This window comes from Photobacterium lipolyticum (assembly GCF_003026475.1).
GTDB classification, from domain to species: Bacteria; Pseudomonadota; Gammaproteobacteria; order Enterobacterales; family Vibrionaceae; genus Photobacterium; species Photobacterium lipolyticum.
Map to the genome: position 1 here is coordinate 1 of NZ_PYMC01000014.1, position 13,307 is coordinate 13,307.

9 protein-coding genes are annotated in these 13,307 nt (G+C 46.9%); 3 read left to right on the plus strand and 6 right to left on the minus strand.

Annotation, left to right across the window (positions count from 1 at the left end; translation table 11 throughout):
- Nucleotides 1-4,647: VCBS domain-containing protein (locus C9I89_RS16890; RefSeq protein ID WP_146155082.1), on the plus strand; the 4,647-nt coding region annotated here is incomplete at its 5' end.
- A 119-nt stretch (nt 4,648-4,766) separates the two neighbouring features.
- On the opposite strand, the gene C9I89_RS16895 is transcribed toward C9I89_RS16890, so the two are convergent.
- Together C9I89_RS16895 and gap are read right to left on the minus strand one after the other, a co-directional pair.
- Nucleotides 4,767-5,645, minus strand: coding sequence for a D-hexose-6-phosphate mutarotase (locus tag C9I89_RS16895; protein WP_107284498.1), 879 nt, complete (start codon nt 5,643-5,645; stop codon nt 4,767-4,769).
- 334 nt (nt 5,646-5,979) lie between these two features.
- On the minus strand, nt 5,980-6,975 hold the full coding sequence (gene gap, locus C9I89_RS16900; RefSeq protein WP_107284499.1) for a type I glyceraldehyde-3-phosphate dehydrogenase: 996 nt from the start codon (nt 6,973-6,975) through the stop codon (nt 5,980-5,982).
- Nucleotides 6,976-7,313: 338 nt separating this feature from the next.
- Here gap and msrB point away from each other — a divergent pair, with 338 nt between their 5' ends.
- Nucleotides 7,314-7,703, plus strand: a complete 390-nt coding sequence (msrB, locus tag C9I89_RS16905) for a peptide-methionine (R)-S-oxide reductase MsrB (protein ID WP_245905512.1) — start codon at nt 7,314-7,316, stop codon at nt 7,701-7,703.
- 163 nt (nt 7,704-7,866) lie between these two features.
- Here msrB and C9I89_RS16910 read toward each other — a convergent pair whose 3' ends face one another.
- Nucleotides 7,867-8,709, minus strand: a complete 843-nt coding sequence (locus C9I89_RS16910; protein WP_107284501.1) for a DUF2989 domain-containing protein — start codon at nt 8,707-8,709, stop codon at nt 7,867-7,869.
- A gap of 255 nt (nt 8,710-8,964) precedes the next feature.
- On the opposite strand from C9I89_RS16910, the gene C9I89_RS16915 reads away from it, so the two are divergent.
- Complete coding sequence (locus tag C9I89_RS16915; protein ID WP_107284502.1) at nt 8,965-9,258, plus strand: YeaC family protein; 294 nt, start codon at nt 8,965-8,967, stop codon at nt 9,256-9,258.
- A 63-nt stretch (nt 9,259-9,321) separates the two neighbouring features.
- Here C9I89_RS16915 and C9I89_RS16920 read toward each other — a convergent pair whose 3' ends face one another.
- The 3 genes from C9I89_RS16920 to sppA all read right to left on the minus strand — a co-directional run bounded on the left by C9I89_RS16920 (nt 9,322) and on the right by sppA (nt 13,134).
- Entirely contained in the window at nt 9,322-9,996 is a 675-nt protein-coding gene (locus C9I89_RS16920) for a glutathione S-transferase family protein (protein ID WP_107284503.1), read from the minus strand.
- A 190-nt stretch (nt 9,997-10,186) separates the two neighbouring features.
- Nucleotides 10,187-11,197 (minus strand): asparaginase, encoded by a 1,011-nt coding sequence (gene ansA / locus C9I89_RS16925; protein ID WP_107284504.1) that lies wholly within the window; start codon nt 11,195-11,197, stop codon nt 10,187-10,189.
- 89 nt (nt 11,198-11,286) lie between these two features.
- Entirely contained in the window at nt 11,287-13,134 is a 1,848-nt protein-coding gene (gene sppA / locus C9I89_RS16930; protein WP_107284505.1) for a signal peptide peptidase SppA, read from the minus strand.
- Nucleotides 13,135-13,307: the final 173 nt, after the last annotated feature.

Here is a 13,307-nt window from a genome sequence, read left to right on the forward strand (position 1 = left end):
GCGGTGTTCGCCCCGCAGAGCAAGGTTGCGGGCGAGCACGGTACCTTCAGCATTGACGCCGAGGGCAACTGGACCTACGAGCTGGACAACAACGATCCGGCAGTACAGGCGCTGAAAGAGGGCGAGATGCTGCCGGCCGAGACCTTCGAGGTCAAGAGTGCCGACGGCTCAGCATCCCACCCGATCACCGTGACCATCACCGGCACCAATGACGGTATCACCGCCCAAGCGGATAGCGGCGCGACCGACCAGAACACGGTACTTGATGTCACGGCCTCCCACGGCGTGCTGAGCAACGACACCGATCTAGATGGCGACAGCCTGATCGTGAGTGAAATAAACGGCGATGCCACTCAGGTTGGCAACGCGGTCACCCTGGCCTCCGGCGCGATCGTGACCCTGAATGCCAATGGCAGCTACAGCTATGACGCCAATGGTCAATTCGACAGCCTGAAGCAGGGCGAAAAAGGGACTGACAGCTTCACTTATACTGTCACTGACGGCAAGGGCGAGACGGCGACCGAGACGGTCACCATTACCATCACCGGCACTAACGATGCGCCTACCCTGGCGGCAGGCAGCATCAGTGCGAGCGAAGATGCGTTGGAAAACGGCATTAACGTCGATGCAGCGACCAGCAATCTGCTGGATAAAGCCCACGATGTGGATGATGCCGACGGTACGCTGGCTATCGGCACTGTGAACGGCAATGCGGCGAACGTAGGCGAGGCGGTCACCGTGACCCTGAACTATACCGATGCGGATGACCAGGCCCAGACCCAGGACGTCAGCCTCACCGTAAATGCCGACGGCAGCTACAGTATCGCCGGCTTTGATCTGGATGCATTGCCGGCTGGCAGCAACGCAACTGCAAGCTTCAGTTACCAGGTGAAAGATGACCAGGGCGAGCTGTCGAACAGCGACACCGCAACCATCACCATCACCGGCACCAACGATGCGCCTGTCATTCACCACCCGGAAATGGGTAGTGATACCTGGGTTCATGACACCTATGCCGAAGGTTCCGGTAAGCAAAATGTATTTTCTGAGGTATCCGTTTCCGATGTAGACAGCGCCAACCTGTCCAGGGCCGTAATAAGCCTTACTTCGCCAACAGAGAAAGACGGTGAATTGCAAAATGGTTACGATCCCGCTCACGATAGCCTGACGCTGCCGGCAGAGTTAGCCGACCAGTTTGTGTTGACTTACAGAGACTACCCGGACGCAAAAGGCAACCCTACCGCATACTGGACCCTGGAGATCAAAGACGGCGGCACTCTGCCTAAGGCCGAATTTGAAGCAGCACTCAAAGCGCTGCAGTATGAAAATACCGCTGATGAGCCGGTAGGGATCAATGCAGCCAAGTCTTTTGGCTTGGATGTGTTCGATGATCAAGGGGCGAGCAGCAACCGCCTATCGCTGGAACTTAAGTTGCAAAATATCAATGAGGCTCCAGAATTTAGAAGTCCCGGTAATGATGACCACGGCCTGGATGCCCAAGGTCAAGCTGATGCGGACAGCTACAGCTTCACGGTGAAGGAAAATGATGCAGGTGCCAAGATTGGTCAGGTTGCATCTTTCGATCCGGATGCAGGTGATAAGCCGACCTATTCTCTGACTAACCACACCGAACTGTTTGAGATCAATCCCAATACAGGTGAGATCAGCCTGAAAGAGGGCGTGGCGCTGGATTACGAAACTAAGAACAGCTACGAGCTCAATATTGAGGTCAGTGATCAAGATGGTCTGAAAGACACGGCCACCGTCGAGGTAAAGGTCGATGATGTCAATGAGGCTCCGGATGCCGTTGACGACAAGGGGATAGAGAGCGAGCCGGTGATCCTGGACGGCAGCAACTGGGATACCAGCGCCGATATCAAGGTCGATTATTATGTGATTGACGTTAAGACCGGCGTCAAGGTAGCGGATGCCCAGAAGGTGGAATTTACCGGAGACGGCAATACTGAGTTTGGTGTCCATTCTGATCTTATTGATGGCAAGGGATCAGACCCAGAGAATATATGGGTGGCTCAAATGGCTCACGCTGACGGTAAAAGTGAGGCAATGTGCTTTAGCTTTGAAAACAATCAGCTTTCAAACCATGTGGATGTATCTATCGGTAACCTCTGGGGTAATGGCTGGGAACTTGAGCAGGGTGTATGGAAAGCCTATTACCAGGGCTCTTTGGTTGCGACAGATGTTTTCAAAAGGGCCGATCTTGCCCCGAGCGAGTCGGGTTACACTGATTACCACCGATTGGGAATTGATACCGGAAATCGTTATTTCGATCGCGTAGAGTTTTCTGCTATTGAGTACGGCGAGGGTACAAAAGGTGCTGATAGCTCCGACTATTTCATCACGAAAGTAGAAGCGAATCTAACCACCTTCGATCAGGCTTTCCAGGCTGGCGAAGGCGATAAGCTAATCATAGATGTGCTGAGCAATGATACCGATCCGGATACCGGAGATAAGATAAGTATCGTTCCTGGCAGCTTCCCGAGCGAGTTTGTCTCTCTGAATGACGACGGTAAGCTGGAGTTTGATGCTGCCAAGTATCTGCAGACCCTGGCTGCTGATGAGCGGGATCTGCAGGTCGGTGAGGTCAGAAATGTTGAGTTCGAATATACAATTCAGGACGAGGCCGGTCTGCCAGATACTGCCAAGGTGACAGTCACTGTGATTGGCGAGAATACGTTACCTGAATTTATTAGTGACACCGACAATGATGCAGGAATGGGTTCCGATGGTACACCGACCGATGACAGTTATCAGTTCTCGGTAGCCGAGCATGAGTCAGGGGCCAGTATCGGTATGGTTGCCGCCCATGATGCGGATAGCGACAGTGGGCTGAGCTATCAGCTGATTGACGAAAGCAACCTGTTCCAGGTTGACGGCTCAACCGGTGAGATATCGCTGAAAGCAGGGGCTCAGCTCGACTATGAGACCCAGACCGAGCATAAGTTGCAGGTGAAGGTTACCGACAGCGAAGGCGGCAGCGATCTGGCCGATGTGACCGTCGCTGTCACCGATATGAATGAGGCGCCACGGGTAGCTCCACTGCATGGCTATGGAGATATCGAGCCGAGCCCAGTTAATAAGGTAACAATCATCTTCGATAATTCAGCAAGTATGGGGAATGATTTTTCGGGTAAAAGAATTTATGAAGATGAAAATGGCCGTTTTAGCTGGGATGAATTTTGGTCTTCAGACCGTTGGCCCCAGACCCGTATGTACAATGCGGTTCAGGCTATTAAGACTATGCTGGATGGTATTGAAGAGCAGGGTGGTGACAGCACTTATATCCATTTGGTAACTTTCAACAGCGATGCAAAATCTGAAGGATGGTTTACTGTTGACAGCCTGCAGGAATGGCTGAGCAATAACAATAACCTCATTCCCGGGGGGAGCACGGATTATAGTTTAGCGCTCCAGAAGGCGATGGATAACTATGATTCAGGTGATTTGAATTCCGGTGTACCTGCTGATCTCCATCAATTAGATGGAGAAAATACCATTTACTTTTTCTCGGATGGTGATTCTGATGTTCAGGAGCAAGTTATTACTGATTGGAAAGCTTTTACACAGCAACAGGACGCCAAGGTATGCGCTGTAGGTATTGCCACTGAGGGTAATGACAAAGCCGAGGCGGCGCTGGGAAGCGTCTCTTCCGAGGTGGTTTATGTTAATAACGGAGAGGATCTGGCTCATTACCTAGACGAAAATAAGCCTAATCCTATTAATGGACATTTGTTGCAAGGGGTGAGTGACCCGAATGGCGATCTGGCTCTGTCGGTGGTTGTTGATAGCATTGATGATATCAACCTGCTAAAGGCCGAGTTATCAGAAGACATCAATGCAACGGAAAATGTTTTGCTTGGGAAAACGGTCATCGATGGTTCGCTGCAGATAGACACTGTCTTTGGTAATTTGATCATTGAGGCAAATGGGGACTATAGCTTCAACCCCGGCAGTAACCCTCAGGTTCAGTTGACCGACGGCCAGCAGGTTGATCTCAAGTTCCAGTACCAGATCGAAGATGGTAAGGGGGGCGTCAGCGACAACGTATTTACCCTCACCCTGACTGGTGGTATCGGCAGTGACAGTAAGCCTATTGAGCTGGAGCAGAACGCACAGGCTGGTGATGAGCTAGCTAATATTTTGTCTGGAACCGACAGAGCCGATATCCTGCTGGGACAAGGCGGTGAAGATACCCTCGATGGGGGAGCCGGCAATGATATCCTGGTTGGCGGCAGCGGCAATGATATCCTTTCCGGCGGACTGGGCGATGATATTCTGACCGGAGGTGAGGGCAGTGATGTGTTTACCTGGCATACATCGTCGTTGAGTGATGTTGTGCAACAGGATGTGATCACGGACTTTCAGTTGGGTGAAGACAAGCTCGATTTGATCGAGATCCTTCCGGGGATCAAAGATGATAATCCGGATATGGATGCGCTGCTTGATCATCTGAAAGCTGATGTGACAGATGATGGTAAAGTCAATCTGACGATAACCGCTGATTCTGGCCAGCAGAATATCGTGTTGGATAACGTTGATCTGTCCGGTTTGAACCTTGAGTCAGAGGCATCTTCCCGTGATATCGTCGATCAGCTGTTCCAGCATCAGGCATTCAAGACTGATCTGTAACTCATAACCCAACCCATAACAAAAAAGCCAGTCACTTAATGACTGGCTTTTTTCTGCTTAAAGAGAAGTACTTTGTATCTATGTCTTCTTATTTTCGCTAAGTGATGTGAAAAGCAGTGTTATAACTTGCTAACCGACACGATAGTACTCAGGGTATGAGACTCGCCGGGTGCCAGCGTAATCCCCTGACCATGTATGGTTGATTCTACGCAAACCATGGTTTCATAGCTGTTATCGGCCATATCAGCCATGCTGACGGACAGTGCCTGCCACGGGTTCCAGATCACCGCTGCGTTGTGCCCCTGATTTTCGATATGGATCTGACGCTGATTGTTTGGATCAGTGATTATGATCGGATTTTTCGGCTCGGTATAAACGCGATCAACTTCCTGGTCGATGGTCAGTGTCTCACCACCTTCACACGCAATGTCACCTTGAACGCTATCGAGATATTTATCACCCATGCCAGTGATAGATACGGTGTTGATATCGTCAATATTAAAGTAAGAGTGCAAGGCTCCGCTATAAGACCACTCATGGTCGTCAGTGTTGGTTGACGTCAGGTGAACTTTTAGTTCCTGACCAAATTCAAACGTAAGCTGGTTGTGAAATTTGTGCGGCCAGATGGCATGCGTTTCTTCATTGTCTTCCAGCGTGAGAGCGACAATAACTCCTTTTTCATTTTCACGGTGTTCGTGAAGCGTCCATTGGCTGTTTCGGGCAAATCCATGAGATGGGGCGCCTGCTTTGCCAAACCATGGCCAGCAGACCGGAATGCCGCCACGAATGGCTTTTTGTGTGTCAAATTCAGCTTTCTCACTGAGCCAGATCACGTCTTGCTCGCCCGCAGGTTTGTACCATACGAGGTGGCCTCCGTGTAGCGAAATGCCAGCTTCTGCTGTTTGGTGGATAATACGAACTATTTTTACGTCTTGAAATTGACAGATGGTTACGGCATCTGAAAGCGCATTAATCGTAGAAAGCTTACTTAAATCCATCGATTATTCCTTAAGTTTTAATATCTATTCCATTGATTATCGCAGAATATGGTTGAGAAAAGCAGGGGGATAGAAACTTATTTCTTGTTTGAAAATATCAAAGTGTATGAAAGTAAATTTGTTGAATTTGTGAAGAGTATAGAAGATAGCTTTGGTCGTTGAGGTACTTTATTCTAGTTTCTAGTTTCTAGTTTCTAGTTTCTAGTTTCTAGTTTCTAGTTTCTAGTTTCTAGTTTCTAGTTTCTAGTTTCTAGTTTCTAGTTTCTAGTTTCTCAAATTTTGCTTACAAAAAAGGCGGCTATCAGCCGCCTTTTATCACTCAACTAAGTAGCAATTACTTAGAGATGTGAGCTACAAGGTCAAGAACCTTGTTTGAGTAACCGATTTCGTTGTCGTACCAAGATACAACTTTAACGAATTTGTCAGTTAGTGCTACACCAGCTGTTGCATCGAATACTGAAGTCTGAACTTCACCGATGAAGTCTTGAGAAACAACTGCATCTTCAGTGTAACCAAGAACGCCAGCCATTTCGCCTTCTGATGCAGCTTTCATAGCAGCACAGATTTCTGCGTATGAAGCAGCTTCTTTAAGGTTAACGGTTAGGTCAACAACAGAAACGTTAGCAGTTGGTACGCGGAAAGCCATACCAGTTAGTTTGCCGTTTAGTTCTGGAAGAACAACGCCTACTGCTTTAGCAGCACCAGTTGATGATGGGATGATGTTCTGAGAAGCACCACGACCGCCACGCCAGTCTTTAGCAGAAGGACCATCTACAGTCTTCTGAGTTGCAGTAGTAGCGTGAACAGTAGTCATAAGACCAGATTCGATGCCCCACTTGTCGTTAAGAACTTTAGCGATTGGCGCTAGGCAGTTAGTAGTACAAGAAGCGTTAGAAACGATGTCTTGACCTGCGTAAGTCTCGTGGTTAACACCCATAACGAACATTGGAGTTGCGTCTTTAGATGGACCAGTAAGAACAACTTTCTTAGCACCAGCAGTGATGTGCTTACGTGCAGTCTCGTCTGTTAGGAAGATACCAGTTGCTTCAGCAACAACGTCAACACCGATTTCGCCCCACTTAAGGTCTTCTGGGTTACGTTCTGCAGTTACGCGAACTGTTTTACCGTTAACGATTAGGTTACCACCTTCAACTTCAACAGTACCGTTGAAACGGCCGTGAGTTGAATCGTATTTTAGCATGTATGCCATGTATTCAACGTCGATAAGGTCGTTGATACCAACAACTTCGATGTCGTTACGCTCTACAGAAGCACGGAAAACAAAACGTCCAATACGGCCAAAACCGTTAATACCTACTTTGATAGTCATTACAGTTGCTCCACAACTTAATTTCTAATGAAAGATAACTGGTAGTAAAATTACAGAATACTTAGTGACCCTGCAAGCAAAAAACGAACTTAAATTGCTTAAGGTCAAAAAAATGTTCGGATTTTTTTTACATTCCCTCTACAACGGCAGTAATTTGAACATGATTTATTCAATTATCCGCAAAAGTAGTTGTTAACTTTTAATATGAATACCCAAAACAGATAAACTGAATTAGGTAAGTAAACAAATCTTTAAAGCAGAAAGTATGTGCTACAGTTGTGATAATTGGCAACCTTAAATGCCAAATTGAACTGAAAGGAATGAACTCAGGATCGAAAATGACTGATAAAACAGATGATTATTGGCGAAAAAATTTAACAGAAGAACAGTATAAAATTTGCCGCGAAAGGGGGACAGAAGCGCCGTTTTCTGGCACTTTGCTTCATAACCGTGAGACTGGAATTTATCGCTGTACTTGTTGTGATCAGCCCTTGTTTCGTTCCGACAACAAATATGACTCCGGTTGTGGCTGGCCCAGTTTTGATGCGCCAGTGAACGGTAAGGCCATCAGGTATATTGAGGATAACAGCTATGGCATGCATCGTATTGAAATTCGTTGTGCAAATTGTGACAGCCACCTGGGGCATGTTTTTCCGGACGGTCCCAAAACAACAGGTGAAAGATATTGTATAAACTCAGTTTCTCTCATCTTTAAGGCTGACGATTAATTGACTGGTTGAGACTAAAAAGGATGACGGTGTCTATTTTAGTCTCAAACCAACGCCCACTACTGTCTGACATAAGGGGCATCGCCAGAATAATCTGCTGTAATAAAAGAGTGAGCTGGTAATAAAGAAAATGCGAGTGATTAACTGGTCTTTTTTTGTGGTTTTATTTCACCATATTAACCGTAAAATCACCTTTCTTGAGTGCTTTTGTGATTTTCTTAGCTTGTATATTCAAAGCCTCGCGTTCAGCATCTTCCATTGGATAGAAGGCAGCAAGCCTTTCAGGCCTGACGACTGGCAGGTTAAAGTCTCTTCCTACTGTTGCCCATATATAAGCATGGTGTGCCAGCCCCTGCTGATGCGATATTGTTGCAAGGCTCAGAATAATCTCCGGTTTTATCGGCTGATCCTCTTTGTACAGCTCAAGTGCATGAGACAGTATCTGTAATGTCTTTTCTTTATCTTGGCCGGTGTAGTAGGTGGCCAGTGCGAGCTGAAGCTCCGGAGTTTCGAGCTTAGCGCTGCCTTCGAGCAGCAAAAACTGACGAAGTGCTTTTTTATCGCCCTGCCCCCATCGATAGTAGATAATATTTGGATCTTCAGAGCTTGCCAATTCCTGATTCAGACGCTTAATGGAATCATAGCTATGGATCAGCGCGCTCATGCGACGCGACTTGCGCTCTTTCAATTCTGTCGGCTCTATGCGCGCGGCATACTCCAGACAGACCTGATACTTATGGGTGAGTTTTAACTCTTTGAATTTTTCTGCATCAGCTGAATTTTTCAAAACATCATAGCGTTGCCATATCAGGTTAGAACGCTGGATCCGGCACTGGCCATCATTGACATTCAGTCCGGCACAGAGTGAGGGGTAAGCTTCACACAGACTGTCTGTGGTACGGTGGCGCTCATAACAGCCGCTGAGCAGAGAAACACAAAGCGCAACCAGGCCAAACTTCAGGTGAACAGGCTTTAAGTAACCAAGGCTTCGGTTGGAGATACGCATATAATATTGACAACTCATTGGGATAGTAGGGGAAAGCTCGGTTTTCATATTATACGAACTCAATAAAAAAAACTTAAGCCAACGATAATTTTACCTTTTTGTGAATAGAGGTCTCAGTAATCCGTTATTCGATAAGGGCAGCCTGACATCTCTGTGATCCTGAAAGCAAAATTATTGCTCTTGCTTGACTGTATGCCCAAACTACCTCAGGGTTCAGAGTTCTGTGCCTTTTTTGTTGTGCAATGGAGCGTGTGAATGGACGTAAAACAATTATTAGAAGCAATGACGCCTGATGTTTACCAGCGCATCTTAACGGCAGTGGAGATCGGCAGATGGCCTGATGGTACCCCTTTGACGACGGAGCAAAGAGATTCGGCGCTTCAAGCGGTGATGTTATACCAATCTCGTCACAACACGAATGCCGAACATATGTCCGTCGAAGCCGGTGGCGAAATTAAATTTAAGTCTAAAGCGGAGCTAAAGCGTGATTTTGGGGGCGAAAGATCCGCTCAAGATGATATCGCCCGATTTAGCCATGGTGACATATAGTTACGTCTAGTTGTTTTTAAAGGCCATAGTTATTAACTACCATGCCATTAAAGACCATTATTATTAAAGATCATTGTCATTCAAGATCATGGGTTCACAATAAAAACTGCTGAGTTCATGATCTTCTTCGCTGATTAAATTAGCGATCCAAGGCTCTTGCTCTATTGCCGTGATATAGGCATGTAGTTTGGGGTAATGAGGAGCAAGCCTTAACCCAGCCATCCAGCCATTTCGAAGAATGCTCCACAGACTGATTTCTGCCATAGAAAAATGGTCGGTAATATACCCTTGTTCTGGTATTTGCTCTTCCAGATATTGCAGTACCTTAGGCAGGTGATGGTGCATGCATTGATCAATGGCATCCTCATCAACGCTTTTGTTGAGCATTTTACCCCGCATGATTTTCTGATAAAACAGTACCCCACTGACCAGAGAGGTTAGCCTGGTATCGGCATATTCTTCCAACCAGCGGATCTGGGCTCGATGCTCTGCCGTGCCGGGATAGAGAGGGGGGACCGGACAGATATCATCCAGATAATGAGCAATGACCGTCGAGTCCATAATGCTGTGGCCATTGTGTTCTAACACTGGCACTTTTCCCATCGGATGGCGTTTTTGTGCCAGCTCTTTTTCTAGATAAGGGTTGAGCGGCTGTAAATCATAGGTCATCCCTTTATAGGTCAGTGCCAGCATGATCTTTCTGACAAATGGAGAGATAGATGCACCGTGTAAAATCATAAGCGTGTCTCTGATTAGTTCAGACCGATAAAACTGTATTTATTCCAATACACTAATCCGTTTGGTCTTGATGTGATAGGTATAAGTGTGATTGGTATTTATGTGACTGGTATAAGTGTAGCCGTAAAAAAAGAGCCGAATTAAATTCGGCTCTTTTATGATGATTTGCAGATGTTACCTGACGGTGGGATCAGAGAGTCAATTCACCACGCAGATCCTGCTGCATTTTACTACGAAGCGTTTCCAGCGGCAGATTCTGGCTCAACAGGAAGTGTAACTTTGCCAACGCGGCTTCAGGTGTCATATCGTAACCACTGAGAACGCCCGCATCAGCCAGTGCACAGCCCGTTGCGTAACCGCCCATATTCACTTTACCTGACAGGCATTGCGTCAGGTTCATTACGATTACCCCGCGATCTGTTGCTTCTTTAAGCTGTTCAAGCAGCTCTGGGTTTTGTGGTGCATTACCTACACCAAAGGTCAACAAAATCATGGCGTTAACTGGTTGTCGCAACGTATTTCGGATCACTTTTGGTGAAATGCCCGGGTACATAGTAATCACTCCAATGGGTTGAGGTGTGATTGTGTGTACCTTAAATTTACCTTCCGGTTTTTTGTCTAATTCAACATTGTTTAGCTTGATGTTGATACCCGCTTCCAGCAGTGGTGGCAGGTTAGGTGAAATGAAGGCGCCAAAGCCGTCAGCATGGGCTTTAGTACTTCGGTTTCCACGGATCAACTGGTTGTTGAAGAATAGCGTCACTTCATTAATCGGGTAATTTGCCGCAATGTGCAGTGAGTTCAACAGGTTGCTTTGACCGTCTGAACGCAGTTCTGCCAGTGGAATTTGTGAGCCGGTCACAATCACTGGTTTATCAAGGTTTTCAAACATAAACGACAAAGCAGAAGCAGTGTAAGCCATGGTGTCCGTACCATGCAAAATGACGAAACCGTCATACTTGTCGTAGTTTGCTTTAATATCATCAGCAATGCGCTGCCAATCCGCTGGCGTCATATCCGAAGAGTCGATAAGAGGTTCGTACTCATGGATAGTGAATTTAGGCATTTCTGCACGATGGAATTCCGGCATGCTTTCCAGCTGCTTCTCCATGAAGCCAGCAACGGGAACATAACCATGGTCTGATTTCTGCATACCAATGGTTCCGCCGGTGTAAGCAATGTAAATGTGTTTTCTTTCCATATTTAGGCACAGACTTATCGGTTTGGTGGGCGCATTATACGGTTAACGCTCGTTAAAAAAAGCCCGGCAGTGCCGGGCTGATCTCACTTTTAATTATTGATGCAGTTCAGGCAGAAGGCATACTGCCCTTTTGGGTCATTAAAGTTATTCAATGTGGAGAGATCGGCTACAACTTGCTGGGTGACGGGTTGTAACGCACCAGGCAACTGCCCCAATACCATAGTGGCGACCTTAGTGCTTACTTCACCAACGAATTCCTGCATAAATTGCTCTGCCGGGCTAAGAGGCTCTGCCATCCAGTTTATTTCATAACTCTCAAGTTTCGCCAGCTCTGTCGCGGCGATAATGGCATCGTCAAAATCACCCAATTGATCGACCAGCCCTAACTTAAGTGCATCGTGACCGGTCCATACCCGGCCCTGAGCGATTTTATCGGCTTGCTCAAGCGACATGTTCCGATACTGGCTGACTAAGCCGATAAAGCGCTGATAGCCATGCTCGATACCAAGCTGGAAAACCTGTGCGACCCCTTCGGGTAATTCGCGAGTAACGCCCACCCCAGAAAATGGTGTTGTACCAACCCCGTCACTATAGATGCCCATCTTCTCCAGTCCTTTTTCAAAGGTGGTTAAAATGGCAAAAATACCGATAGAACCTGTGATGGTTGTTGGCTGAGCGATGATCTTATTTGCACTTGATGAAATCCAGTAGCCGCCTGATGCAGCCAGGCTCGACATAGAAACGACGACAGGTTTACCCGCCAGCTTCAGTGCATCGACTTCATTGCGGATCACTTCGGACGCAAAAGCACTGCCGCCAGGGCTGTCGACCCGAAGAATTACCGCTTTAACATCATCATTTAATCGCGCTTCGCGCAGCAGGTTTGCGGTTGAATCGCCACCCACGGTGCCTTGGCGCTGCGTACCATCAATGATGGCACCGCTGGCGACAATAACGGCGATCTGGTTTGGACTTGGCAAGTCCATTTTGACCACTGTTGGCTGGTAGTCATAGTAGCTGATTTGATTAAAGCTGCTGTCACCGTCACTGCCGAATTCATCAATCATTTTCTGGCTAAGTTGAGGGCGAGAAATGAGTTCGTCCACTAAGCCCATATTGAGTGTTAGCTGAGCAAAATCACCTTTAACGGCTTTGAGTTGCTTGACAAAGCTATCAAGGTCCGGGGTTAACGAAGCGGCTTCGATATGGCGGTTTTGTGCCACATCACCCGTATAGGCTGACCATAATTGATTCAACCAGACGGTATTGGCTTCACGAGCCGCTGGTGACATGCCATCACGAGTATAAGGTTCAACGAAAGACTTGTAAGTACCCACGCGGAATACATGGGTATTGACGTCGAGTTTCTCTAACAGGCTTTTGTAATAAAGGGTGTAGCTGCCATAGCCCGTTAGCATTACGCCGCCGTCAGGTGACATGGACACCTTATCCGCGTAGCTGGCGAGATAGTATTGGCTCTGGCTGAAGTTATCACCAAACGCATAAACTGGTTTTCCGGCATCTTTGAACTGGTCAATGGCCTTGGCAATGTAACGCAATTTGGTCAGGTTGGTGTCTGCCATGTCTTTCAGGTTCAGCACTAATCCGGTAATACGCTGGTCAGTGGCAGCCGTTCGTATTGTTTCCACAATGTCAAACAGTACATTTTCCTGTACAGGCTGTTGCCCCAATGCATTACTGGTAATTCTATCAATTGGATTGATATAACTGCGCTGTTCAACGATCGGGCCGGATAAATCCAGAACCAATGCGGCTTCTTCAGGTAATTCAGGCCCTTGGCTATCTTGGCTTAGCGCAATAATAATTGCACCCACAATTAGTAAGAAGAAAATGTTGAGGATAAATTGTCGGGTGAAACTGATCAGTTTCCAGATAGCTTGGAATATTTTCCCAATGCCTTTGAATATCACTTTCATGAACGTTCCTGATGATGATTCTTATTTCTTATCGTAACTTACTCAACATGGAATTTCAGTAACTAATCCACGCATTGTTCTTTCATTCGGCACCTTAAGAACTGAATCAAATCACAAAATGTTGTATTAATGTAAACAAATGTTTGAAAAAGGTTACTCTTGTGCAATATACT

Excerpts from the sequence above, each read along its gene's own strand:
- C9I89_RS16895 (WP_107284498.1), bottom strand. The coding sequence starts at position 5,645 with ATGGATTTAAGTAAGCTTTCTACGATTAATGCGCTTTCAGATGCCGTA.
- gap (WP_107284499.1), bottom strand. The coding sequence starts at position 6,975 with ATGACTATCAAAGTAGGTATTAACGGTTTTGGCCGTATTGGACGTTTT.
- msrB (WP_245905512.1), top strand. The coding sequence starts at position 7,314 with ATGACTGATAAAACAGATGATTATTGGCGAAAAAATTTAACAGAAGAA.
- C9I89_RS16910 (WP_107284501.1), bottom strand. The coding sequence starts at position 8,709 with ATGCGTATCTCCAACCGAAGCCTTGGTTACTTAAAGCCTGTTCACCTG.
- C9I89_RS16915 (WP_107284502.1), top strand. The coding sequence starts at position 8,965 with ATGGACGTAAAACAATTATTAGAAGCAATGACGCCTGATGTTTACCAG.
- C9I89_RS16920 (WP_107284503.1), bottom strand. The coding sequence starts at position 9,996 with ATGATTTTACACGGTGCATCTATCTCTCCATTTGTCAGAAAGATCATG.
- ansA (WP_107284504.1), bottom strand. The coding sequence starts at position 11,197 with ATGGAAAGAAAACACATTTACATTGCTTACACCGGCGGAACCATTGGT.
- sppA (WP_107284505.1), bottom strand. The coding sequence starts at position 13,134 with ATGAAAGTGATATTCAAAGGCATTGGGAAAATATTCCAAGCTATCTGG.